Genomic DNA, 24,480 nt, shown 5'->3' with positions numbered 1-24,480 from the left:
GAGACAGCTGTGATGGACCTCGTCATCCGCGACGCGGAAGTCGTCGACGGCACCGGAGAACCCTCCTACCGCGCCGACGTGGGCATCGAGAACGGCGTGATCACCACCGTGGTCAAGGAGGCCGCGGCGGCCGGCTGTCTGCGGCCCGTGGCCCGCCGCGTCCTGGACGCCGAAGGCCTCGCGCTGGCCCCCGGTTTCATCGACATGCACGCGCACAGCGACCTCGCGCTGCTCCGGGACCCGGATCACAGCGCCAAGGCCGCGCAGGGGGTGACCCTCGAAGTCATCGGCCAGGACGGCCTGTCGTACGCCCCGGTCGACGACCGTACGCTCGCCGAGGTCCGCCGGACGATCACCGGCTGGAACGGCCACGGCGACGACATCGACTTCACCTGGCGCTCCGTGGGCGAGTACCTGGACCGGCTCGACCACGGCTTCGACGGCGAGGGCATCGCGGTGAACGCCGCCTACCTCATCCCCCAGGGCACCGTGCGGATGCTCGCCGTCGGCTGGGAGGACCGCGAGGCGACACCTCAAGAGCTGGACCGCATGCGGGAGTTGGTGGCCACCGGCATGCGCGAGGGCGCGGTCGGCATGTCCTCCGGGCTGACGTACACCCCCGGCATGTACGCCAAGGACGCCGAACTCACCGAACTGTGCCGGGTGGTGGCAGGGCACGGCGGCTACTACTGCCCGCACCACCGCTCGTACGGAGCGGGCGCCCTGGAGGCGTACGAGGAGATGGTGGCCCTCACCCGCGAGGCCGGCTGCCCGCTCCACCTCGCGCACGCCACGATGAACTTCGGCGTGAACGAGGGCAGGGCCCCGGACCTGCTTGCCCTCCTGGACAAGGCGCTCGCGGAGGGCGCCGACATCTCCCTCGACACGTATCCCTACACCCCCGGCTGCACCACCCTCGTGGCGATGCTGCCGAGTTGGGCGAGCGAGGGCGGCCCGGAGGCGATCCTCGCCCGCCTGCGGGACGACACCACGGCGGAACGCATCCGGCACCACATGGAGGTCGTGGGCGCCGACGGCTGCCACGGCGTCCCCATCGAGTGGGACACGATCGAGATCTCGGGCGTGACCGACCCCGCCCTCGCGCCGTACGTCGGCCGAACGGTCCAGGCCTCCGCCGACCAGCGCGGTGAGGCGCCCTGGACGACCGCCCGCCGCCTGCTCGTCGAGGACGGCCTCGGCCCGACGATCCTCCAGCACGTCGGCCACGAGGAGAACGTCCGCGCGATCATGCGGCACCCCGTGCACACCGGCGGCTCCGACGGCATCCTGCGCGGCGACAAGCCGCACCCGCGCGCGTACGGCACCTTCCCGCGCTATCTGGGCCACTACGTAAGGGAGTTGGGCGTCCTCTCGCTGGAGGAGTGCGTCGCCCACCTCACCGGACGGGCCGCCGCCCGGCTGCGGCTGCCGGACCGCGGTCTGGTCCGCGAGGGCTACCGCGCCGACCTGGTCCTCTTCGACCCGGCCACGGTCGCGGCGGGTTCCACCTTCGACTCGCCCCGCACCCTCCCGACCGGCATCCCGTACGTCCTCGTCGACGGACGGTTCGTGATCGAGGACGGGCGCAGGACGGACGTACTGGCGGGACGGGCGATCCGCGGGACTCCCGCGTGACCGCCCGCCCTTGCGCGCCTACGGCTTGGGCAGGGTGCACCCGGTGCGGCTCAGGTCGAGCTTGTTGTCGAGCCCGAAGCACGGAACGATCTGGTAGGTCTCCTGGGCGTAGTTGATGCCCTGGCGGACGGTGACCGTGCCGTTCTCGTCGACCTCACACGGGTTGTTGAGGGTGCAGCTCGCGCCGGACTCGTTGCCGGTGTTGTTGACGGCGACGACCTTGCCGGTGGCGTTGTCGATGACGGGCGAACCCGAGGTGCCGCCGATGGTGTTGCAGGTGGAGGTGTAGCGGAGCGAGTCCTTCCAGGTCCAGCCGCCCTCCTTCAGGCGGTAGACGAACCCGTCGACGTTGCAGGTGTAGATCCGCTTCCAGTAACCGGAGACGACCTTGATGGCCGTACCGGCCGTCGGGTGCGCGGCGTCCAGCGTCAGCGCGCTGATGCCGTACGCGCTCTGTATCTGCGCGTACGTGCTGGTGAGCTGGTAGATCGAGACGTCGGTGTCGGTCATCGTGCCGTACGCGATCTTGCTGGCGCGCAGCGTCGCGACCCTCGTACCCGCGGAGTTGAGCAGCCCGAAGGTGCGGGTGGACGCGCGGTCGACGATGACCTGGCCTGCCGTCGGCATGCCTGTCTCCAGGCAGTGGCCGTTGGACAGCACGAGGGCCGGGTCGTCCGCCTCGGAGGCGGGCATGCGGATGACCGAGCCGGAACAGTTGCTGAGCGCGACGGTGCCGGCGAAGTCGACGGCCTGGATCGCGGGTGCGGCGGAGCTTTCGGTGGTTGCGGTGGTTGCGGTGGTGCTTTCCGCGGACACGGTCTCCGGCGCGGGTGCCGGTGCCGCGACCGCTGGTACCGCGCCCGCCCCGGCGATCACCAGGGCGAAGAGCGCGGCAACGAGAGGCTTTCTCATGTGGGGTCCCCTCATGCGACGTAGGTGACCGAAGGTTTTCCGGTCACCTTCTGTTTTGTCATGCGCATTGTGAGGGGATCCCGCTTGGGGAACAAGGAGTTGTTTCCGGCCGCACTCCGGGTGCTCGGACACGCCCCGGCGGCCGGACACCGGGGCGCCCGCCAAGGCGGCGCGTCAGGCTCAGCCGGGCTTCTTGGTGCTGCCCTGACCGCGCCCCGGCTTGCCGTCGGAGTTGCCCGGGGCCGACTCTCCGGCGGCGGGGGTGGAAGTGGAGTCGGCCGTCGTGGTGGAGCTCCCGGCCGAGGGTTCGGCGCTTCCACCCTCCGACGCGGAACCGCTCGCCGAACTCCCCGGAGCCGAGGAGGCGTCGCCGGACGGCCCCCCGGTGTCCGACGAGCGGGCGGTGCCCGGGACGCCGGCCGCGGTCCCGGAGGGGTCGGGCGTCCCGGAGACATCGGCCGCCGACCCCCCACGGTCCCCATTGCCCTCGGGCCCGTCCGCCGAGGACCCGGAGAAGGCGAACCCGGCGATCAGGGCCGCGACGGACACGGCCCCCACCGCGCCGACGGCGACCGCCACACGACGATTCCGCCAGTCCTCCCGCTTCCCGCGCGCCCGCCGACGGCCCGGACCGGAATGGCGGTTCTCCCCCTGCCCGTTCGGCACGGGAGGCAGCCCGTTCGGCACGGGAGGCAGTTCGGCCGTCTCGTCGTACGCGTTCTGCCAGCCGTGGGCGGCCGCGGGATCCGCGTGCGCGTCGTACACCGGCTCCGTCTCGGGGTACGGGTGGTACACGTTCGGCGGCTCCTGGGACTCGCCGCCCTCCTGGTGCGCACCGTGGACGCCGTACACGCCGGCCGCGCCGTTCGCGGCATTCGCGTCGTACGCCCCGTCTTCATGCTGGGAGTGCCTGGACATGGCCGCGCATTGTAGGGACCGGAGGGGGCCACGAGACAGCTACCGACGATAACCGTCCAAATCATCCCGTCTCACGTGGTGGAAAACACGCCCCGCCCGGCGTTACCCGGCCGTAAGCTCACGGACATGCAGGTGATCCAGTCGACCAAGCTCGCCAATGTCTGTTACGAGATCCGGGGCCCGGTGCTCGAGGAGGCGATGCGGCTGGAAGCGGCGGGGCATCGGATCCTCAAGCTCAACACGGGGAATCCGGCGGCGTTCGGGTTCGAGTGCCCGCCCGAGATCCTTGAGGACATCCTGCGGAACGTGTCTTCGGCGCACGGGTACGGCGACGCGAAGGGGCTGCTCGCGGCGCGCCGGGCCGTCGTGATGCACAACCAGACCCTCGGCATCGAGACGGACGTCGAGCACGTCTTCATCGGCAACGGCGTGTCCGAGCTGATCGTGATGGCGATGCAGGGGCTGCTCGACGACGGCGACGAGGTGCTCGTACCGGCGCCGGACTATCCGCTGTGGACGGCGGCCGTGTCGCTGTCCGGCGGAACGGCCGTGCACTACCGCTGCGACGAGCAGTCGGACTGGATGCCCGACCTCGCCGACGTGGAGCGGAAGGTCACCGACCGCACCAAGGCCATCGTGATCATCAACCCGAACAATCCGACGGGTGCGGTGTACGACGACGCGATGCTGCGCGGGCTGACCGACATCGCCCGCCGCCACAACCTGCTGGTCTGCTCCGACGAGATCTACGACAAGATCCTCTACGACGGAGTCACACACACCTCGACCGCCAAGATCGCCCCCGATCTGCTGACGCTCACCTTCAACGGGATGTCGAAGGCGTATCGCGTGGCGGGTTACCGCGTCGGCTGGATGGCCATCTCGGGGCCGCGCGCGCACGCCGACTCCTACATCGAGGGCCTGACGATCCTCGCGAACATGCGGCTGTGCGCGAACATGCCGGGTCAGCACGGTGTGGTCGCCGCGCTGAGCGGGCGGCAGACCATCAACGACCTGGTCCTGCCCGGCGGGCGGCTGAAGGAGCAGCGGGATGTGGCGTACGAGCTGCTGACGCAGATCCCGGGCGTGAGCTGTGTGAAGCCGAAGGGGGCGCTGTATCTCTTCCCTCGTCTGGACCCAAAGGTCTTCAAGGTCAAGGACGACCGGCAGATGGTCCTCGATCTGCTGCGCCGCGAGAAGATCATGGTGGTCCAGGGGACGGGCTTCAACTGGCCCGAGCCGGACCACTTCCGGGTCGTCACCCTGCCGACGGTCGGGGATCTGACGGACGCGGTGACGCGGATCGGCAACTTCCTGGACGGCTACGGCCAGCCGTGACACTCACGCTGTGTGTGCGCGTTGACCGGTTCTGCGATCACGCTCAACTTTAGACGGAATCTAAGCTAGGATGGGGTCCTGTCAGAGCACAGGAGGCCGTTCATGTACGAACCGATCCGCACCAAGTCGGTCCACACGACGGCCGGCACCACCTCCGACTTTCCCCATCGGTCGCGCGAGGAGGAGCTGGACATCCAGCTGGCCGGCCACCTCGCGGCGCTGCTCGCCGTGACCGACGAGATCCGTGCGATCGCGCCGTCCGGCGATCTGGACGCGGCGGGTGAGCGGCTCACCGCGCAGGTGGCCCGGCTTCGGGACGGGGTGGCGCCGGTACGGTCGTCGGTGGCCGACGCCCTTCACGAGCCGCAGCTCCTCTCCCTCCACCAGCGGGCGCACGCCCTCGCGGGCCGCGCCCTCGTCGTCGCGGCGTCCCGCGCCGACACCGCCGCCGCGATCCTCGCCGCCGAGCGCATGGACGCCCACGCGTCCGCCACCGCGCCGCAGGCACTCGCGGCCCGCTGAGCCTCCGGCTCCCCTCATACGGCCCCGGTCCGCGCGCACCGCAGCGACGTGCGGACCGGGTGCCACAGCACTGCGTTCGCTTTGGCCGGGGTTTCGCTTGCTCCCGGCTTTGGGGGGACCCCGGTGTTTTCGGTGGGCTGCGGTTACTCGGCACCGCCGTGAGGCGCCATCGTGGCTGAGCGCCGCTGCGGCGGAAGGAACTGGCCCGACCGGCGCTGGTCCTCCGCCGCAGCGGCGACCCGCCCCCACCGCCCCCTTCGGCGGTGCCGAGCCTGCGTCGCCCTCGCGCAGCGAGACGCCCGGGCGGACCGGCGGGAACCGGACAACCCCCGTGCAGTGGACCCCCGTAGCGGCACCCCCCGTTCCGGTTGCGTACCGGGACCCCGTCGTCACCCGGTGTTCACCCCGAGCCGGGGGGAATGTTGGAGTCCGGGAGCACGCTCTCGGGTGTGAGACGCATCGTAGGAATCGTCCTGGCGGTGCTGCTGATCGGCGGAGTGGTAGCAGCCGTCGTCGCAGGCCGCGAAGGTCAGGACAAGGACACGGCAACGAAGACCGTGCAAGGAGTTATCGGATCGGAGAAGGCGGAGTTCTTCGCCGATCCCGACGTGGTGAAGGCCCTCGCTGCCAAGGGCTACACCGTGAAGACGGAGACCTCCGGGTCCTGGGCCATGGAGGGCCTGGACCTCAAGGGGTACGACTTCGCCTTCCCTTCAAGCCAGGCGCCGGCCGATGAGCTGGCCGACAAGTACCACGCGCAGAAGCCGCTTCCCCGGCCCTTCTACTCCCCCTTCGTCGTCGTGGCGCACCGCAACGCCGCCGAGGTCCTGGAGCAGAACGGCCTGGCGACGCTCGACAAGGCCACCGGCACCCTGAAGATGTCCGCCTACCTCAAGGCGGCCGGGCAGGACCGGACTTGGCAGGAGCTCAAGGGGTCCGAGAAGTACGGCGAGCTGACCGGCACGCTCTTCATCGCCACCACCGACCCCGAGACGTCCAACTCCGGCGCCCTCTACCTCGCCGCCGCCTCGTACGTCGCCGACGGCGGACGCGTGGCCACGGACAACGCCGCCGTGGCCCGCACCGCACCCCTGATGCACAAGCTGATCAGCGTCCAGGGCGCTCAACAGAGCAGTACGGACGCGACGTTCAGGGACTTCGTCAGCGGGGCCGGCAACCCGCTCGTCCTCGCCTACGAGTCCCAGGTCGCCTCGCTGCTCGTGCAGGGCCAGGACGTCGGCGACCTCACCGTCCTCTACCCGGACACCACGGCGAACAGCGACCACACCGTCGTACCGCTCACTCCCGAGGGCCGCGCGCTCGGTGAACTCCTCGGCACCGACCCGACGTTGCGCAAGCTCGCCGTCCGGCACGGGTTCCGGCCGCAGGGCGCGAGCACGGAGTTCACGGCGGCGACCGCCGCCCAGACCAGGTACATCAACCAGAAGCTGACCGGCGTCCGGCAGGCGCCCGTGCCCGCCTCCAAGGTGCTGCACGAGATGGCACTCCGGGCCCGGAAGTAGGGGGAAGCAAGCAATGAGCACCGAACCGAACACTCTGACCCTCACACCGCCCGAGGCCGTCGCACCCGTGCCCCGCGAGAAGGCGGGCGGGCTCGTGCCCGTCGACCCCGCTGTGCAGGACGACATGGCCAGGCGCGCCGCCGAGTACGTCGGCGGGCTCGCCACCCTGGACGCCCGCTCGCCCGAGTTCGCCGGCAAGGTCGGCGAGATCGCGGGCCTGGGCTCGGGCGAGATGCGGAACGCCGCCGCACAGTCCAACCGCATGCTGGAGCGCACCATCCGCAGCCTCCCCGGCAAGGGCGAGGACGCCCAGTCGCACGTGGCGGGCTCGCTCGTCGAACTGCGGCGCGTGGTGGAGGACTTGGACCCGCGCGACCTGCCCGCGAGCAAAGGGCGGAAGTTCCTGTCCCGGCTGCCCGGCGGCAACAAGCTGCGCGACCACGTCGCCAAGTACGCCTCCGCGCAAGGCACCTTGAACAAGATCGTGGGCTCGCTGCGCGGCGGCCAGGACGAACTGCGCCGGGACAACGCCGCGTTGCAGACCGAGCGGGTCCGGCTCTGGGAGACGATGGGCAAGCTCCAGGAGTACGTCGTCCTCACCCAGGCGCTGGACACGGCGGTCGAGGGACACATCGCGGGCGTGGAGGCCAGGGACCCGGCGGGGGCCGACACCCTCCGCTCCGACGTCCTGTTCCCCGTACGGCAGAAGCACCAGGACCTGCTGACCCAACTGGCCGTGTGCGCCCAGGGATACCTGGCCATGGACGTCGTACGCCGCAACAACGAAGAGCTGATCAAGGGCGTCGACCGGGCCGCGACCACGACCGTCTCGGCGCTGCGCATCTCCGTGATGCTCGCCTCCGCCCTCGACAACCAGCGCAAGGTCGTCGACCAGGTCAACGCCCTGCGCGGCACGACGGAGGACCTGATCCGGGGCAACGCCGAGATGCTCGCCACACAGAGCGGGGAGATCCAGCGGATCGCCGCCGACCCGGCCGTCGGGGCGGAGACCCTGCGCACCGCCTTCCAGCAGATCTACCGCACCCTGGACGCGATCGACACGTACAAGGTCCAGGCCACCGAGGCCATGGCCGTGACCGTCGAGTCCCTTACCTCCGAACTCCAGCACGCCAGCGCGTACTTGGAGCGCAGCCGCTCGCAGGGTGCCCTCGAAGGCGGCAACGGATGAGACGACGAAGCGCGTTCGCCGTACTGACGGCGGCGGCTCTGCTCGCCGTGTCGGCCTGCACGGCGGAGAACACGACGGAGGACCCCAAGGCGGCGGAGCCCACACCCGGCACCCTCCGTGTCCTCGCCTCCAGCGAACTCAGCGACATGACAGGGGTGTTGAAGCAGATCCAGCAGGACACCGGCATCACGGTGAAGCCCACCTACATCGGCACCCTCGCCGCCGTGGACCTGCTCGCGCAGGGCAAGGTGGACGGTTCGTACGACGCCCTGTGGCTGTCCTCCAACGACTATCTGCGGCTGCGTCCCGACGCGGCGAAGAAGGTCGTCTCCGAGACGTCGATCATGTCCAGCCCGGTGGCCATCGGCGTCAAGCCGGCGACCGTGAGCGAGCTGGGCTGGAATCCGGACGACGTCACCTGGTCGCAGGTGGAGACGGCGGTCGCGGACGGGAAGCTGACGTACGGCATGACCGATCCGGCCCGCTCCAACTCCGGTTTCTCCACGCTGATCTCGGTGGCCTCGGGCCTGTCCGGAGCGCAGTCGGCTCTGACGGACGCGGACGTGGACAAGGCGACGCCGAAGCTGCGGGAGTTCTTCCAGGGGCAGAAGCTGACCTCGGGTTCCTCGGGCTGGCTGGCGGCCGCCTACGAGCGCCGCGGCACCGTGGACGCCCTGCTCAACTACGAGTCGGTCCTCAAGGGCATGAAGGGCCTCACCGTCATCCGGCCGAGCGACGGCGTGGTGACCGCGGACTATCCGCTGACCTCCCTCGCCTCGTCCTCCAAGGACACCCGCGAGGACGTCCGCCGTCTCACCGAGGCCCTGCGCGCCCCGTCCGCCCAGCGGCAGATCACCAAGGAGACCCTGCGCCGCCCGGTCGTCGCCTCCGTCGCCCCGGCGACCGGCCTCGACACCAGCCGAAGGCGCGAACTCCCCTTCCCCGGAAGCCAGTCCGTCGCCGACGGCCTCCTCGACGCCTACGAGAACAAGCTCCGTCGGCCGTCCAGGACCGTATACGTCCTCGACACCTCGGGCTCGATGCGCGAGGACGGCCGCCTCGACCGGCTCAAGAAGGCGCTCACCGATCTGACGAGCGACTTCCGCGAGCGCGAGGAGGTGACGCTGATGCCGTTCGGCTCGGAGGTCAAGAGCGTCCGCACGCACGTGGTGTCGCCCGCGGACCCGGGGACCGGACTCGACGGCATCCGCAAGGACACCAAGGCGCTCACCGCCGAAGGGGATACCGCCATCTTCACCTCGCTGGAGAAGGCGTACGAGCATCTCGGCGCCGACGACGACACGTTCACGTCGATCGTGCTGATGACGGACGGTGAGAACACGGCGGGCGCGAGCGCGGACGAGTTCGATGGCTTCTACGGCCGACTGCCCGCCGCCGAGCAGGAGATACCCGTCTTCCCGATCCTCTTCGGGGACTCCGACCGCGCCGAACTCCAGCACATCGCCGACCTGACCGGCGGCCGCCTCTTCGACGCCCAGAAGGGCTCGCTCGACGGCGCCTTCGAGGAGATCCGTGGCTACCAATAAGACCGATAGGGCTAATCGGGCCAACCGGTTCATGGGCTATCTGGAGTCCCGCAAGAACCTCGCCGGGAGCGCGGGCGGGATCGCCGGGCTCGCCCTGACCTTCACCGGACTCGCGGGCGCCTACTGGCCCGCCGTCGTCCTCGGCCTCTACGGCGCGGGCGCCCTGATCGCCCCGCCGGAACACCCGCCGCTCCCCGACTTCCCGGACCCCTCCGCCCAACTCGACGAACTCCGCGGCGACTTCAGCAAGCTGCGCGAGTACCTGAACGGCGTCGAACTGCCGCCCGCTGCCGCCGGACGCCTCACCGAACTCACGGAGATCCTCACCGCCCTCCTTGACCCCGGCTGGGTCGCCGCGGTTCTCGCACAGGACCCGGAGGGCGTGCACACGCTGTCCCGAGCCATCCGGCAGGACATCCCCGAGGCCGTCGACACCTTCGTACGGACGCGGTGGTGGACCCGGATGACACCCGGCACCGAACCGCCGGAACGCCACCTGGAGCGCCAACTCGCCGTGCTCCACGAGGAGTCGGAACGGCTGGCGGCACAGCTGCGGGAGACGGAGGCGCGGCGGCAGGAGTCGCTCACACGGTATCTGGAGGACCGGGGGCGCTCCCAGTAGTCACTGGGGCAGATTCACGGCGATGACCACGAGGATCACCACCAGCAGGATCAGCAGACCGACCTTCAGGGCCGCGGGCCACGGCTGCTCCTCCTCCGGCTGCGTGACAGGCACCGGAACCGGCGCCGGCCCGTTGAACACGTCGTGCCCCGTGACCGCCGCCCGCGTGCACCACGGGCAGGTCGGCAGATGGGACCCGTACGCGTGCAGCGGGCGCATCCGGCAGACCCGTACCAGCGCGCGTTCCCTGTCCAGGGCGCGTAGCCACGCCTCCGCCTGGGGGCGCGCGGCGGGGGCCAGTACGCCGGGGCCGAAGGCGGCTCGGGCCAGCGTGAGGAGTTCCGGGGGCAGCACGGAGGGGTCGACGGTGCCGCGCGGGATGACGACCAGTTCGGGGCGTACGACGTAGGAGCAGCTGGCGGCGATGTTGTCCTTGACGGTCGACTCGGAGGCGCTGTCGTGCGGGACGCCGCCGAAGGGGTGGTTGCCCGCCGTGAGCAGCTGGTAGACGAGGACGGCGAGGGCGAAGTCGTCGGTGGCGCGGGTGGCGGGGCCGCCGGCCTGGCGCTCGGGGGACGAGTAGTCGGTGGTGTGCATCAGGCAGGGGAAGGGTTCCCCGGTCACCGGGTCGGTGAAGGCGATGGAGTCGCAGTCGAGGAAGGTGACGAAGCCGTTCCCGTCGACGACGACGTTGCTGCTGGAGAAGTCGCCGATGACGAGGTTGTCGTAGTGCATGCGGGCGGTCATGAAGGCGAGGTTCCAGGAGACGCCGAGCAGGAAGCGCCAGTCGGCCCGGTCGGGGAAGAGCTTGAGGCGCTGGGCGCGGGTGAACAGGCCGATCAGCTGGACGTGTTGGGGTTCGCCGAAGCGGCGCATGGCGTAACCGAGGAACTCGCCCCGGGTGCCGCGGGCGAGGGCGGTGGGCCAGGCCAGTTCGGGGGGCTGGGAGGCGTTGGTGGGGCGGGCGGCGAGCGGGGACATGGTCAGCATCCGCATCAGCCGCCGTTCCTGTTCGGGACCCGGCGGCTCGCGGTAGAGCTTGACGACGATCCCGTCGTCGCCGACGACCGGGTAGACGGCCGCCTGGCCGCCGCCCTTCAGCGGCAGTTCCGCCAGGACGACGGGCTTCCCATCCAGGAACACCGTGAGGCCGCTCATGGCCGCGCCTTGCGCACGGCCCGCAACAGGGTCTTGTCGTCGGCGTTGAGGGCGGTGAGACGGTCCGACCTGAGCAGCGCGGCGAGTCCCTCGTGGGCGTCGTCGGTGACCGTGTCCAGGGAGCGGAACACGGCGTCGGCGAAGGACGCGTTCGGTGACTGCGCCCCGGAGGCGGCCCGGGTGAGCGCGGCCTGCACGAGCCCGTCCGTGGACAGCAGCACCCCGTCGATCCCCTCGTCGGACACACAGTCGGTGTGCACCCAGCGGGCCGCGTCCGGCGAGGTGAGGAAGACCGTCTCGTTGCTGTACTCGCTGGCGGCCCGCGGCTGCGGCAGCAGATGGAACTGCCGCTCTCCGTCCTCCGTACCGGCTCGCAGTACGACGAAGCCGTCGCCGACCGTGAGCTGGCCCAGCCAGCCCGGGGCGAGCACCACGACGGTGAGCGTGGTGGCGAAGTCGGCGGCGTCGGCGCCTGTCCTGTCCAGGAAGACCTTGCTGACATCGTGGAAGGCGTCTTCGAGCAGCTCGTGGACGGCCTCGCCGGGCCGGCAGTCGGCCGCCGCGTCGGCCCGCCGCGCGAAGTGCTCGGTGGCCAGCTCGACCGCGAGCCTCGACCCCTCCTCGGAGCGCGGACGGCTGCCCGCGCCGTCCGCGACCGCGAGGACCGCCACGTACGCCGACGCCTTGTACGCGCAGGCGTCCTGGCAGGGCAGGCCCTGGCGGCGGTGGCGGTAGCCCTCGACGCTCATGCCGTGGATGCGCCACGGCGATTCCAGCTTTTCCGCTCCGGCCATGAGTCAGGATTCCCATCCGGTCGTTCGGTCAGGACTCCCAGGCCGGGCGCTGGGTCTTGAACTGGCTGAAGATCTTCTCGAAGACCTCGTCGCCGGCGCCCTTCTGCTCGGCGTTCGCGCTCGCCGACATCATCTGGAGCAGCTCCCGGAACGGGAACCCCTGCAGCCGGGCGTTGAACTTCGGGGCGAAAGCCTGGAGCACCTGCTCGCCCATGTCCGTGATGCCGCCCACCCCTATCGCGTACAGGCGGAAGCGGCGGGCGCTCTGCTCGTCGGCGAGTACGGGGATCAACCGGTGCCAGGAGTCGGTGAGATGGCCCGTGCCGTCGGTCGGCAGACCGTCGGTGACCAGGCAGATCTGCGGCCGGTAGTACTGCAGTCCGGAGGCGCGCAGCTCGGCCTTGCGGGCCGCGACGATGTGCATCGACAGCTCGACGGCCTCCGTCATCAGGGTCACCCCGGCGGCGGCGAGCTGCGGCGGCCGGAACATGTGGGCGGGCACGAAGGGGCTCACCGGGGCACGCGGGTCCAGGAGTTGGGGGCCACGCCAGGCGACGACGCCCTGGCCGCCGAAGGTGACGACGGCGACCTCGACGCTGTAGCTGAGGCTGACGTCGTCGTGCAGTTCCCGGGTCCACTCCATGAGCGCGTTGTTGAGGGTCTGGATGGGCGGGCCCGCCATGGAACTGGAGGTGTCGAGGCAGAGCACGAGGGGCAGGCGTTGCGCGTTGTTCTCGAACTCGATGTCGGCGTACTCCGCCGGCATGGTGGGCGGGTGATCGCTGTGCATCTCTGTTCTCTTCTCCTGGTTTCAGGGTCTGAGGGGACTCAGGGGTCCCCGGGGACTCAGGGTCTGCGGGCCTCAGGACCGGGTGCCTTTGGCGTGCCGTCCCGTCGTGGGCGGGAAGGCGTACAGGACGTCGGAGTCGCGCTCGCGTGCGTCCGTGACGTCGACGAGTCCGCCGGGGGCGGGCGGCGGGCGGCCGGGCTCCGCCCACACCGCGCGGTACAGCACGCGGTCGAGCTCGACATAGCCCTGCGGGTGCAGTTCGGTGCGGACGAGGGCGGACCTCGCGGGGCCGGGTACGTTGCCGACCCGGCGCCCGTGGCGGGGGGCCGGATCCACCCTGAGATGGGTGGTCTTCTCGTCGGCCGCGCGGCTGTTCGCGGTGGGAACCGTGCCGCCGCCCGCAGTGGCGAGGGTGCGGCGGGGCGCCGCTCGGGAGGAGCGGCGGATGACGAGCACGAGGGCGGTGAGCAGTGCTACGAGGAGGGTGCTCACGATGATGAGGAGCGGATCGGGATACGAGGACTCGTCGTCCGTGGAGCCGGGGTACGACTGCGGGGGGCGATAGGCGCCGTCGGCTGCCTCGATCAGGTCCTGGCCCTTGACCGGGCCGGCCGCCAGCTTGTTGCACAGCTTTTCGAGGTCGTCCGGGGCGGTTTCACCGCAGAGGGAGAGCTTCTCCAGATCCTCCCGGGCAGCGTCCGGCAGATCGTCGATCGTGGCGTCGCCCGCCACCCAGCCGGTGCCCGCGAGCAGGAGGAGTGCCGTTCCGCCCCCGCCGGTCCTCGCGCCCGCCGGCACCTCGACCACGAGGTTCTCGCGGTGGTCCCGCAAGGTCTTCTCGGCCGCCCCGCGGTCGGGGTCCTTGGCATCGAACGGCACCTCGTCGTCCAGGGTGACCGGGACGATCTCCGCCTTGGCCAAGGTCGACCAGCACTTGAGGCGGGCCCCGAAGTCCTTGTCGCAGGGCTCTGCGGCCGCCGCCCCCGTGGGAAGCAGGGCGACCACCATTCCGAAAAACACCGCGAAAAACAGTGAACGCCTCATGGGCAACCCCCCGTGGCCTAAAAGGCACTCGCCCATAGTGGGGGCAACCGGCGTGCGCCCGGAAGGGTTTTAGGAAAACCACCGGTTTCAATTCTACAACTTGAATACCTGATGGCAGCGTGTGAACATCTGCCTCGCCCGTTCCACCCAATCACTGGCCAAAGCATCGAAATCCGTTTGCGTCATCCGGCAGGTCAGCGGCAGATCGCAGACTCCGGCGAGACAGGGGCGCGGACCTCTTACGTCCCATACGGAGAGCATGGGATTCAGTTGTTCGGTATTCCATGCGTTCGATGCCGCGGCGGCGACGGCCAGTTGATCCTGGCGCAGATAATGACCGTCGGTCACGAAGGCGACCAGGAGCCGTTTGGTGGTCATGAATCTCACGGTGACCTGCCGTCCCGTTTCCTTGAGATCGAATTGCATGGAAACGGAAACGGTGTCGGTCACGGTGTGGTAATTCCGTCCGGCCACCCAGGTCTGCACCATCCGCCGCCAGTGCGCGCCGATTTCGAGTACCTCGGGCTCCCGGCCGGGAAAACGCGTGGGCGAGGAATCAGGCGTCGCCGCCACGGCCCACCGCCTCGGCGACCATCGCGTCGGTCAGCCCGGCGTCCAGCAGCGCCTGGGCGTGCAGCAGCAGACAGGAGGGCACGGACACACTCGTACCGGCCCCGCGCCCGGCGACCGCGGCCTTGCGACGGTCGGCCAGATCGCTGGTGCGGACCTTGATGCTGTGGGCCACGGTGGGCGGTGGCCAGGACGCCGGTTTCGGGGTCTCCTCCAGCAACGCGGCGAGCAGTTCGTCCAGTTGGGGCCGGTCCTCGGGCCGCTTGGCCAGACAGCGCGCGATCAGCTCGCGTGTTCCCCGGGGTACGGCGTCGAGTTCGGGTTCGCTCTGTACGACCCGGAAGCGCACGGCGTCCCCGCTCCCGAACGGCGGGCGGCCCGACAGGGCGAACACCAGCACCCCGCCGAGGGAGAAGACATCGCTCGGCGGCCCCACCTGCGCGCCCTTGATCTGCTCGGGCGACATGAACGGCGGTGTGCCGACCACGATGCCCGCCTGGGTGAGCCCGGGTACGCCGTCGACGCGGGAGATCCCGAAGTCGATGACGCGGGGACCGTCGGAGGCGAGGAGCACGTTCGCCGGTTTCAGGTCACGGTGTACGACGCGGGCGGCGTGGATGGCCTGGAGCGCCTCGACCAGGCCCGCGCCCAGTTGCCGTACCTGCGGCTCGGGCAGCGGTCCGTCGGTGCGGACGGCCTCGGCGAGCGAGGGTCCGGGCACGTACATCGTGGCCAGCCACGGCAGTTCGGCCCGGGTGTCGGCGTCCACGACGGCCGCGGTGTACGCGCCGCTGACCACCCGCGCCGCCGCGACCTCGCGCGCGAAGCGCTCCCGGAACTCGGGCTCCGCCGCCAGCTCGGCCCGCACCACCTTCACCGCGACCTCGCGCCCGGCCGGCGAACGGCCGAGATACACCCATCCCATCCCGCCGGAGCCCAGCCGTCCGACGATGCGGTACGGCCCTATCTTCAACGGGTCACTGACGGGCGTACGCACCCCGCTCACCTCGATCCAGGGGTTCGTTGCAGGATGTCCCGAGTGTCCCGCGAAATCCCCGCCGTGGCAGAGGTGATGCCGGAAATGGGGACCGGGATTACGTTCGACGCACAAGCGTGAGGACGTGCGGCACCCAGGCGGGACGACGTGCGACACCCAGGCGCGATGGTGTCCGGCACACAAGAAGGCCGGGTCCGCGCACACCGTTGTGCGCGGACCCGGCCTCCCCCGAGTCGCGGTCACCGCGGCCGGTCTTGACGACGTCGCAGGTCAGGGCAAGTCCGACCGGCCGCGGAGATTCCCGTGGGACTAGCCCAGGCGCTGCACCAGCGCGCGGTACTCGTCCCACAGTTCCTTGGGAGTGTGCGTGCCGAACGTGTTGAGGTGCTCCGGTACGAGCGCGGCCTCCTCGCGCCACACGTCCTTGTCGACGGTGAGCAGGAAGTCGAGGTCGGACTCGGACAGTTCGAGACCGTTGGTGTCCAGGGCGCCCTTGGCAGGCAGGATGCCGATCGGGGTCTCGACGCCCTCGGCCTTGCCGTCCAGGCGGTCGACGATCCACTTCAGGACACGGCTGTTCTCACCGAAGCCCGGCCACACGAACTTGCCCGCGTCGTTCTTGCGGAACCAGTTCACGTAGTAGATCTTCGGCAGTTTCGCCTGGTCCTTGTCCTTGGCGACGTCGATCCAGTGGCCCATGTAGTCGCCCATGTTGTAGCCGCAGAACGGCAGCATGGCGAACGGGTCGCGGCGCAGCTCGCCGACCTTGCCCTCGGCGGCGGCGGTCTTCTCGGAGGCGACGTTCGCACCGAGGAAGACACCGTGGTTCCAGTCGAAGGATTCCGTGACCAGCGGTACGGCGGTCGCGCGGCGGCCGCCGAAGAGGATCGCGGAGATCGGCACGCCCTTGGGGTCCTCCCACTCGGGCGCGATGATCGGGCACTGCGCTGCGGGGACGGTGAAGCGGGCGTTCGGGTGGGCGGCCGGGACGCCGGACTCGGGGGTCCAGTCGTTGCCCTTCCAGTCCGTCAGGTGGGCCGGAGTCTCCTCCGTCATGCCCTCCCACCAGATGTCGTTGTCGTCGGTCAGCGCCACGTTGGTGAAGACGGAGTTGCCCCACAGCGTCTTCATCGCGTTGGCGTTGGTGTGCTCACCGGTACCGGGCGCGACGCCGAAGAAACCGGCCTCGGGGTTGATCGCGTACAGCCGGCCGTCCTCGCCGAACCGCATCCACGCGATGTCGTCACCGATCGTCTCGACCGTCCAGCCGCCGACCGTCGGCTCCAGCATGGCGAGGTTCGTCTTGCCGCAGGCACTCGGGAACGCGGCGGCGACGTACTTCGACTCGCCCTGCGGCGGGGTCAGCTTGAGGATGAGCATGTGCTCGGCCAGCCAGCCCTCGTCGCGCGCCATCACGGAGGCGATGCGCAGCGCGTAGCACTTCTTGCCGAGCAGCGCGTTGCCGCCGTAGCCCGAGCCGTAGGACCAGATCTCGCGGGACTCCGGGAAGTGCGAGATGTACTTCGTGGAGTTGCACGGCCACGGCACATCCGCCTCGCCCTCGGCCAGCGGCGCTCCGAGCGTGTGCACAGCACGCACGAAGAAGCCGTCGGAGCCGAGCTCGTCCAGGACCGGCTGACCCATGCGGGTCATGGTGCGCATGGACACGGCGACGTACGCGGAGTCGGTGATCTCGACACCGATCGCGGAGAGGTCGGAGCCGAGCGGGCCCATACAGAAGGGGACGACGTACATCGTGCGCCCGCGCATCGAGCCGCGGAACACACCGCCCTTGCCGTCCGTGCCCTGGAAGATCTCCCGCATCTCGCCGGGCGCCTTCCAGTGGTTCGTCGGACCGGCGTCCTCTTCCTTCTCGGAGCAGATGAACGTCCGGTCCTCGACCCGCGCGACATCGGTCGGGTCGGAGGCGGCGTAGTAGGAGTTGGGGCGCTTGATCGGGTCGAGCTTCTTGAAGGTGCCCTTGCGGACGAGTTCCTCGCTCAGTCGCTCGTACTCGGCTTCGGATCCGTCACACCAGACCACGCTGTCCGGCTGGGTCAGTTCGGCGATCTCGTTCACCCACGAGATCAGTGCTTTGTGGTTGGTGGGTACGACGGTGGGAGCCGCGATGTCGCGCGCCACGATTGCTCCTAAATGAGGGGTTTTGTTGTTTGTGCCCCGTGGGGGCTGCGACCCGGATGCTTCACGATGGTGGATCCCCTGGCGCTCATCCGGTGCCGACCGCACTCATTTGATCATCCGACTAGACCGCGCATATGTCCAGAGGGCCTCACAGCTGAGCGGAGTGAGCATCGCCACTCATCTCCGGGTTTTCTCCGCGCCATTTCGGGTTCACCCCCCGGCACCCCGGCGCCCCCCTGCCCACGGCCAGCGGTGGAGCGACCCGGGGCGCGCAACGGTGCGACCTATCGCGCTCCGGGCGCGCGTGAGACGATGGCCACTATTCGCCCTTCATAAGGGCATCCTGATACGTAACTTACGGTTCCGTAGGTACGATTCAGCGCATGACTGCGTCCGTCCCCGACGCGCCCACGGACTCGCCGGCCGCCGGCCACGGTTCCGTCGCGCACTCCTCGTCGCGCTCGTCCTCCTCACATCTGTCGCTGCCGCACCCGTCGCTGTCGGACGAGATCAAGCCCAAGCTCCGCGGCTGGCTGCATCTCGGTATGTTTCCGGCCGTCCTCATCTCGGGCCTGGTGCTCACCGCTCTCGCGACATCGACCCGCGCCCGCGTCGCCTGCGCGATCTTCGCCCTGACGGCCTGCCTCCTGTTCGGGGTGAGCGCGCTCTACCACCGGGGCAACTGGAGCCCGCGGATGGACGGGGTGCTGCGCAGACTCGACCACGCGAACATCTTCCTGATCATCGCGGGCACCTACACGCCGCTGACGATGCTGCTGCTGCCGGACGCCAAGGGGCAGTGGCTCCTGTGGAGCATCTGGGCCGCGGCCGCGGCGGGCATCATCTTCCGGGTGTTCTGGGTCGGCGCCCCACGCTGGCTCTACACCCCCTGCTACATCGCGATGGGCTGGGCGGCCGTCTTCTTCCTCCCCGACTTCATGCGGACGGGCGGCATCGCCGTGCTCGTCCTGGTGATCGTCGGCGGGCTGCTCTACAGCGCGGGCGGCGTGATCTACGGGATCAAGCGCCCCAACCCGTCACCGAGCTGGTTCGGCTTCCACGAGGTGTTCCACTCCCTCACCGTCGGCGCGTTCGTCGTGCACTACGTCGGGATCTCGCTGGTCGCCTATCAGCACGGCTGATCTTTTCGACCGACTCACCCTCAGTGGCCGTGGCTTCGAAGCCGCGGCCACTTTGCATGTCACGGCGGCCACACCCACCACGACGACCCCCAGGACCGCGGTCGAGCCGCCGACCAGGAATCCGACCACGCACAGCGCGGCGACCAAAAGCGCCAGCACATTGGCAGTGCTCCTCACGAGCCCCCTCCCTTCATCACGGACCGTGAATCAGCCCCATCTCAGAGTGACATGCCGCACTGACAATGAGCCCCTCCCGGCAGCTCCCCCCGCTCGCCCTCCCCACCCACCCTCATCCACACGTTGACAGCAACCATCTTTTGAGAGTTACTCTCATTTCATGGTTACTCTCACTAACGACGACGCCGTACGGCGCGACCCCCGCCGCTGGTGGGCCCTCGGGGCCCTGGTCGCGAGCATGCTCGTGCTCGGTTTCGACATGACGATCCTCAATGTGGCGCTGCCGACGATGGCCAGGGACCTGGGCGCGTCCACCGGCGAACAGCAGTGGATGGCGGACGCGTACATCGTCGTCTTCGCCTCGCTGATGCTCCCCGCGGGCCTTCTCGGCGACCGCTTCGGACGGCGCCGGATGCTCATCACCGGGCTCGGCATCTTCCTGGCCGGCTCGCTCGTCGGCGCCCTCGTCGACGACGTCAACCTCGTGATCGTCGCCCGCGCCGTCATGGGCATCGGCGGCGCACTCGTGATGCCGCTCGCGATGGCCGTACTGCCCACACTGTTCGCACCCGACGAGCGGACCAAGGCGGTCGGCGCGGTGTCCGCCGCCTCCGCGCTGGGCATGCCGCTCGGCCCGATCATCGGCGGCTGGCTCCTCGACCACTTCTGGTGGGGCTCCGTCTTCCTGGTCAACGTGCCCATGGCCGCGATCGGCATCGCCGCCTGCGTCTTCCTGCTCCCCGAGACCCGCGACCCGGCCTCGCCCAAGGTCGACGCCGTCTCCACCGCGTACACCGCGGCCGGCCTCAGCATCCTGATCTACGCGATCATCGAGGCCCCGCACCGCGGCTGGGGCGACCCGCTGATCCTCGTCCTGTTCGCGGCCTCCGCGCTCCTGGTCACGCTCCTCGTCGTACGCGAACGCCGCAGCGTACGCCCGATGCTGGACCTCTCCCTGCTCGCCCAGCGCGGCTTCCTCCTCAACACGCTCGCCGCCACCCTCGTCCTGTTCGTCCTGTCCGGGCTGCTGTTCGTGCTGCCGCAGTATCTGCAGGCGGTGCTCGGGTACGACGCCTTCGCCACCGGGGTGCGGCTGCTGCCGATGATGGGCGGACTGCTGGTGGCCGCGAGGGGCGCGGAGCCGCTGATCCGGAAGTTCGGGTCGCGCGCGGTGATCAGCGCGGGCCTGGTCGCGCTCGCCTTCGCCGCGATCCTGGGCAGCCGTACGTCCGTCGGCGACGGGTACGGCTTCACCGCCCTGTGGCTGTCCATCGCCGGGCTCGGCTTCGGCTTCGCCGTCGTACCCGCGATGTCCGCCGCCCTCGGCGCCCTGCCCCGCGACCGCGCCGGCAGCGGCTCCGGGCTGCTCATGACGGTGCGCCAGGTGGGCAGCGCGATCGGTATCGCCCTGCTCGGCTCGCTGCTGGCGAGCGCGTACAGCGACCGGCTCGACACCTCGGGCCTCGCACGCGCCGCCGCGGACACCGCCTCCGACTCGGTGGTCGGCGCCCATGTCGTCGCCGCCCAACTCGGCGACAGCGCGCTCGCCGCCTCCGCCGACGCCTCGTACATCCACGGCATGAACCTGGTCCTGCTGGTCAGCGGGATCGCGGCGCTCGTCACCGCGCTGCTGGCCGCGGCGCTGCTGCCGAACGTGAAGCCGTCAGGGCCGGCCGTCCGGGCCACCCCCGAGCAGGAGACGGAGGTGGCCCCGGCCTCCGCAGATGCCGGACAATGAACACCATGGCCGCCACCGCACACAGCTCCACTCCACCCGCGGAGCCCCCGCTCGGGCTCCGCGAGCGGAAGAAGATGAAGACCCGCATCGCGATCCGCGACGCGACGTACCGGCTGATCCAGGAGCAGGGGTACGACGCCACCACGATCGAGCAGATCGCCGAGCGCGCCGAGGTGTCGCCGTCCACGGTCTTCCGCTACTTCCCCACCAAGGAGGACATCGTCCTCACGGACGAGTACGACCCGGTCCTGATGGAGGAACTGCGCAAGCGGCCGGCGGACGAGCCGTGGATGGACTCGCTGCGGTACGTCATGAAGCTGGCCATCGGCTTCGGGATGGAGAGGGAGCCCGAGGCCACCCGACTCCGCTCGCACCTCATGGTCCAGGTCCCCGCGGTGCGCTCCCGGATGCTGGAGAGCATGTCGGTCACCGGCCGCATGCTCGCCCAGGCCGTCGCCGAGCGCACCGGCCGGGACCCGGGCAGCCTGGAGGCGCGCGTCTACACGATGTCCCTCATCGGCGGCCTCGCGGAGATCACCCAGTACTGGGCCGAACACGATTTCCAGGACGACCTCCTCACCCTCCTGGACCGCGCCCTGGACGTCCTCGAGCACGGCCTGCCGGCGAAGGACGACTGAGGCCGGGGCCCACCCCCGTGGCATCCTGATCCGGTGAACGGACCGGAGATCCACGTCGAATTCGCCCCCGAGCTGGGGATGTTCGTCGCGCCCGGACGGCGTGCGGGTGTCACGGAGGTCGTCACCGACGGTGTCTCGACCCTCGGTCACGTCGTCGAGTCCCTCGGCGTCCCGCTGACCGAGGTCGGCACGCTCGTCGTGGACGGCCACGAGGTGCCCGTGTCCCATGTTCCGGCGGCGGGTGAGTCCGTGCGCGTGCGGCCGGTCGAGCGCCCCCAGCGGGTTCCCGGCGCTCCCCTGCGCTTCCTTCTCGACGTCCATCTCGGCACGCTCGCCCGCCGGCTGCGGCTGCTCGGCGTGGACACGGCGTACGAGTCGACGGACATCGGCGACCCGGCGCTCGCCGCGCGTTCCGCCGCCGAGCGGCGCGTCCTGCTCAGCCGCGACCGCGGACTGCTCCACCGCCGCGAACTGTGGGCGGGGGCCTTCATCTACAGCACCCAGCCGGACGACCAACTCCGGGATGTACTGGGCCGGTTCGCGCCCGAGCTGAAGCCATGGACACGCTGCACGGCGTGCAACGGCCTGCTCAAGGAGGCAAGCAAGGAAGACGTCGCGGGGCGACTGGAAAGCGGGACTCAGCGGTCGTATGACGTTTTCGCGCAATGCCAGGAGTGCGGGCGCGCGTACTGGAAGGGCGCGCACCACGACAGCCTGGAGGCCATCGTGGAGCGCGCCCTCACCGAATTCGGCGGCTAACGGCGCTTCAGATCCTTGGCGCCGCAGGCCACTCCGTCCTTGCTCGGATCGAGCTTCAGCGGATCGTCCTTGCCGTTGACCTTCAGGCGCCCGTAGTCGTTCGTCTTCAGCCACGCGCACCGGGCGGCCGTCGTGTTCTTCACCTCGTCGGGGAAGACGGTCGGCACGCAGACGTTGATCGAGCCGTAGTGCCGGTCGCAGCCGGAGATCGTCGGGCTGACGGGCTGCGAGGTCCGCTTCTTGCCGGGCTCGGTGACCGTGCCCTCAAGCGAGTCGGCGAAGGAGTGGACGTGCGCTTCGGCGCTCGACTCGGCTGTCAGCGCCGACGGGCCCTGGAGATGCACCCACTTGGCCACCGACGGCACCCCGTTGGCGTCGACCGCGAAGAGCATGTACCAGCCCGGCGGCGCCAGGTTGGGGTTGCTCGTCACGTTCAGGTCCACGTTGTTGCCGTCGACGGACAGCGGCAGGTCCACGAACCGCTGGTTCGGGTCCGAGGAGTGCGTCACCGCGGCCGGGCGGATCAACTCGGCCTTGGCGATGGGCCGGTCGGTGGTGATGCGCTGCGTGTCCCCGTACACCCACTCGTTGTCGATCACCGAAGTGATCGTCGGGCGGGTGCCCTTGAGGAGGTACGGCGGCGTGTAGATGGACACGTCGTGGTTCCAGGTGCCGTTGCCCGGGTTGTCGCCGGTCGTCATCACGCGGCCGTCGGGCAGCAGGAACGCGGAGGAGTGGTAGCCGCGCTCCTCCGGATCGGGAGCCACCGGGTCGAAGGTCGAGGTCGCCGGGTCGAAGATCGACGACTCGTACACCGGGTTGGCGCGGTTGTGCAGGGCGCCGCCCGTCTCCAACACCTTGCCGTCGGGCAGCAGTACGGCGGAGACGTACATCTTGCCCTGGTTGCCCGTCTGGGCCACCGCACCGGCGCCCAGATCCACCGTGCCCTGCGGAAGCGGCGGACCGACGGTGTACGACGGGTTCGCCGTCTTGAGGTCGATGATGTCGGTGAGCCGGTTGGCGTCCGGGTTGGAGTCGATGTTGCCGCCGCCGATCGTCAGGACCTTCTGGTCCTGGGCCGGGGGCAGCAACACGCTTGCGGACTGGTCGCGTTCATCCTTGTTCTGGAGCCCCGGGACGTCCGTCACCGTGTTCGCGCCGTAGTCGTAGATCGCCGAACCCGTGCCCGGCGTTCCGTTCCCGAAGACATGGCTGCCCGAGTAGAAGAGGCGGCCGTCCTGCATCAGGATCATCGACGGGTACAGACCCCAGTACGACCAGGTCTGGTTGACCTGCCACAGCGGCAGCCACTGCTGCTGCGCGTCCGACCAGAGTTCGGCGGTCACCGAGCCGGTGGAGTCCTCGCGCAGACCGCCGAAGGAGATGATGTCACCGTTGCCGAGCTCGGTCGCCGACGGATACCAGTGGCCGTCGTTCATGTCGTTGGTCTTGCTGTACGTCTCGGTGACCGGGTCGAAGATGTACGAGTCCTTGTAGCCCTCGTACCCGTGCCCGCCCACGACAGGGAACGCCTTGTTGCCGCTCATCACGAGCACCCGCCCGTCGTCCAACTGCACATGTCCCGCGCAGAACATGTCCTTGGGCGTGGGGATCGTCTTGTACGTTCCGGCCACCGGGTCGTACACCGCGCTGGTGAACGTGCCCGCGTTGAACTGCTCCTCGCTGTTCCCGGAGCCCGCGATCAGCAGCACCTTGCCGTTGTTGAGGACGACGGAGTGCATGGAGCGGACCGGGTTCTGGGTGGGCAGCACGTCCCACTTGCCGTTGGCGCACTGCTCGGCCGTACCGGTGCAGGTGGCCGGCGGGAGCGTGTCGGCGACCTGCTCCATCGTGTAGTCGTCGGTGGTCGCGGAGCCCGTGCCGTAGACGGAGACGCCCCAGGTGATGCGGTCGGTGCCCGCCGGAACCTCCGGGGTGCGGACCGTCGCCTGCGTCCAACTCCCCTGCATCTCCAGCGTCTTGAGGTCGGTCCAGTACTGCCAGCCCGCCGTCGTGTCGTGCCGGAAGAGGGTGAGCGAGGTGTCCGGGGTCGTCGACTTGTACCAGAGTCCGAGGTCGTACTGCTTGCCGACCGTGACCACCGGCGCACAGGTGGCGGACTCGGTGATCAGCGCCTTGCGGTCGCCCTCGACCCGGCGGGTCAGCTCGACCTTCATGGCCTTGGTGCCCGAGTGCGCGTCGGCCACCGTGGAGAAGGTGAAGTCGTTGTCGCCCCAGCCCGACTTCTCCCAGCAGTACGGCATGCCGTCCGTGCCGGCCGTCTCGAAGCCCGGGTTGATGACGAGGTTGGCGGCGGAGGCGGGC

21 protein-coding genes are annotated in these 24,480 nt (G+C 69.8%); 11 read left to right on the top strand and 10 right to left on the bottom strand.

What is annotated here, in order from left to right:
• The first annotated feature begins 12 nt into the window (after nucleotides 1-12).
• Nucleotides 13-1,635, top strand: a complete 1,623-nt coding sequence (locus OG219_RS30825; protein WP_266831939.1) for an amidohydrolase family protein — start codon at nucleotides 13-15, stop codon at nucleotides 1,633-1,635.
• Between the two features lie 18 nt (nucleotides 1,636-1,653).
• Here OG219_RS30825 and OG219_RS30820 read toward each other — a convergent pair whose 3' ends face one another.
• Entirely contained in the window at nucleotides 1,654-2,547 is an 894-nt protein-coding gene (locus OG219_RS30820) for a serine protease (protein WP_266831938.1), read from the bottom strand.
• Between the two features lie 180 nt (nucleotides 2,548-2,727).
• Nucleotides 2,728-3,465 carry a hypothetical protein gene (locus OG219_RS30815; protein ID WP_266831937.1) on the bottom strand — a complete coding sequence of 246 codons (738 nt, stop codon included), beginning with the start codon at nucleotides 3,463-3,465 and terminating at the stop codon, nucleotides 2,728-2,730.
• Nucleotides 3,466-3,591: 126 nt separating this feature from the next.
• Here OG219_RS30815 and OG219_RS30810 point away from each other — a divergent pair, with 126 nt between their 5' ends.
• The 6 genes from OG219_RS30810 (at nucleotide 3,592) to OG219_RS30785 (ending at nucleotide 10,206) form a co-directional block, all read left to right on the top strand.
• The gene (locus OG219_RS30810) at nucleotides 3,592-4,803 is read left to right on the top strand and encodes a pyridoxal phosphate-dependent aminotransferase (protein WP_266831936.1); all 1,212 of its coding nucleotides are present in this window, start codon (nucleotides 3,592-3,594) and stop codon (nucleotides 4,801-4,803) included.
• 102 nt (nucleotides 4,804-4,905) lie between these two features.
• Nucleotides 4,906-5,325, top strand: coding sequence for a hypothetical protein (locus OG219_RS30805; RefSeq protein ID WP_266831935.1), 420 nt, complete (start codon nucleotides 4,906-4,908; stop codon nucleotides 5,323-5,325).
• 449 nt (nucleotides 5,326-5,774) lie between these two features.
• Nucleotides 5,775-6,848, top strand: coding sequence for a substrate-binding domain-containing protein (locus OG219_RS30800; RefSeq protein WP_266831934.1), 1,074 nt, complete (start codon nucleotides 5,775-5,777; stop codon nucleotides 6,846-6,848).
• Nucleotides 6,849-6,861: 13 nt separating this feature from the next.
• On the top strand, nucleotides 6,862-8,037 hold the full coding sequence (locus OG219_RS30795; RefSeq protein WP_266831933.1) for a toxic anion resistance protein: 1,176 nt from the start codon (nucleotides 6,862-6,864) through the stop codon (nucleotides 8,035-8,037).
• The gene (locus OG219_RS30790; protein ID WP_266831932.1) at nucleotides 8,034-9,584 is read left to right on the top strand and encodes a substrate-binding and VWA domain-containing protein; all 1,551 of its coding nucleotides are present in this window, start codon (nucleotides 8,034-8,036) and stop codon (nucleotides 9,582-9,584) included. Before OG219_RS30795 ends, OG219_RS30790 begins: the two co-directional genes overlap by 4 nt.
• A 31-nt stretch (nucleotides 9,585-9,615) precedes the next feature.
• Nucleotides 9,616-10,206 carry a hypothetical protein gene (locus OG219_RS30785; protein ID WP_266836291.1) on the top strand — a complete coding sequence of 197 codons (591 nt, stop codon included), beginning with the start codon at nucleotides 9,616-9,618 and terminating at the stop codon, nucleotides 10,204-10,206.
• On the opposite strand, the gene OG219_RS30780 is transcribed toward OG219_RS30785, so the two are convergent.
• The 7 genes from OG219_RS30780 to OG219_RS30750 all read right to left on the bottom strand — a co-directional run bounded on the left by OG219_RS30780 (nucleotide 10,207) and on the right by OG219_RS30750 (nucleotide 17,701).
• Entirely contained in the window at nucleotides 10,207-11,364 is a 1,158-nt protein-coding gene (locus tag OG219_RS30780; RefSeq protein ID WP_266831927.1) for a hypothetical protein, read from the bottom strand.
• Complete coding sequence (locus OG219_RS30775) at nucleotides 11,361-12,158, bottom strand: PP2C family serine/threonine-protein phosphatase (RefSeq protein ID WP_266831925.1); 798 nt, start codon at nucleotides 12,156-12,158, stop codon at nucleotides 11,361-11,363. The genes OG219_RS30780 and OG219_RS30775 overlap by 4 nt, the downstream gene beginning before the upstream one ends.
• A 28-nt stretch (nucleotides 12,159-12,186) precedes the next feature.
• Nucleotides 12,187-12,948: a hypothetical protein gene (locus OG219_RS30770; protein ID WP_266831923.1), complete on the bottom strand. Its 762-nt coding sequence runs from the start codon at nucleotides 12,946-12,948 to the stop codon at nucleotides 12,187-12,189.
• 72 nt (nucleotides 12,949-13,020) lie between these two features.
• The gene (locus OG219_RS30765) at nucleotides 13,021-13,992 is read right to left on the bottom strand and encodes a hypothetical protein (protein ID WP_266831921.1); all 972 of its coding nucleotides are present in this window, start codon (nucleotides 13,990-13,992) and stop codon (nucleotides 13,021-13,023) included.
• A gap of 93 nt (nucleotides 13,993-14,085) precedes the next feature.
• Complete coding sequence (locus OG219_RS30760) at nucleotides 14,086-14,565, bottom strand: hypothetical protein (protein ID WP_266831919.1); 480 nt, start codon at nucleotides 14,563-14,565, stop codon at nucleotides 14,086-14,088.
• Nucleotides 14,549-15,559, bottom strand: a complete 1,011-nt coding sequence (locus OG219_RS30755; protein ID WP_323183308.1) for a serine/threonine-protein kinase — start codon at nucleotides 15,557-15,559, stop codon at nucleotides 14,549-14,551. Before OG219_RS30755 ends, OG219_RS30760 begins: the two co-directional genes overlap by 17 nt.
• Before the next feature lie 309 nt (nucleotides 15,560-15,868).
• Complete coding sequence (locus OG219_RS30750) at nucleotides 15,869-17,701, bottom strand: phosphoenolpyruvate carboxykinase (GTP) (protein WP_266831917.1); 1,833 nt, start codon at nucleotides 17,699-17,701, stop codon at nucleotides 15,869-15,871.
• 383 nt (nucleotides 17,702-18,084) lie between these two features.
• Here OG219_RS30750 and OG219_RS30745 point away from each other — a divergent pair, with 383 nt between their 5' ends.
• The 4 genes from OG219_RS30745 to OG219_RS30730 all read left to right on the top strand — a co-directional run bounded on the left by OG219_RS30745 (nucleotide 18,085) and on the right by OG219_RS30730 (nucleotide 22,155).
• Nucleotides 18,085-18,843, top strand: coding sequence for a hemolysin III family protein (locus OG219_RS30745; RefSeq protein ID WP_266831915.1), 759 nt, complete (start codon nucleotides 18,085-18,087; stop codon nucleotides 18,841-18,843).
• 337 nt (nucleotides 18,844-19,180) lie between these two features.
• A complete protein-coding gene (locus tag OG219_RS30740) occupies nucleotides 19,181-20,758 on the top strand; it encodes an MFS transporter (protein ID WP_266831913.1) in 1,578 nt (525 codons plus the stop codon).
• Between the two features lie 5 nt (nucleotides 20,759-20,763).
• Nucleotides 20,764-21,396, top strand: coding sequence for a TetR/AcrR family transcriptional regulator (locus OG219_RS30735; protein WP_266831911.1), 633 nt, complete (start codon nucleotides 20,764-20,766; stop codon nucleotides 21,394-21,396).
• Nucleotides 21,397-21,429: 33 nt separating this feature from the next.
• Nucleotides 21,430-22,155, top strand: coding sequence for a Mut7-C RNAse domain-containing protein (locus OG219_RS30730; protein WP_266831909.1), 726 nt, complete (start codon nucleotides 21,430-21,432; stop codon nucleotides 22,153-22,155).
• Here OG219_RS30730 and OG219_RS30725 read toward each other — a convergent pair.
• Nucleotides 22,152-24,419, bottom strand: coding sequence for a galactose oxidase early set domain-containing protein (locus OG219_RS30725; protein WP_266836290.1), 2,268 nt, complete (start codon nucleotides 24,417-24,419; stop codon nucleotides 22,152-22,154). The two genes, OG219_RS30730 and OG219_RS30725, sit on opposite strands and share 4 nt — an antisense overlap.
• Nucleotides 24,420-24,480: the final 61 nt, after the last annotated feature.

Source organism: Streptomyces sp. NBC_00038 (genome assembly GCF_026343635.1).
Lineage (GTDB): Bacteria > Actinomycetota > Actinomycetes > Streptomycetales > Streptomycetaceae > Streptomyces.
Note: the sequence above shows the minus strand (reverse complement) of the source record. Positions and strands in the feature narration are given on the sequence as shown.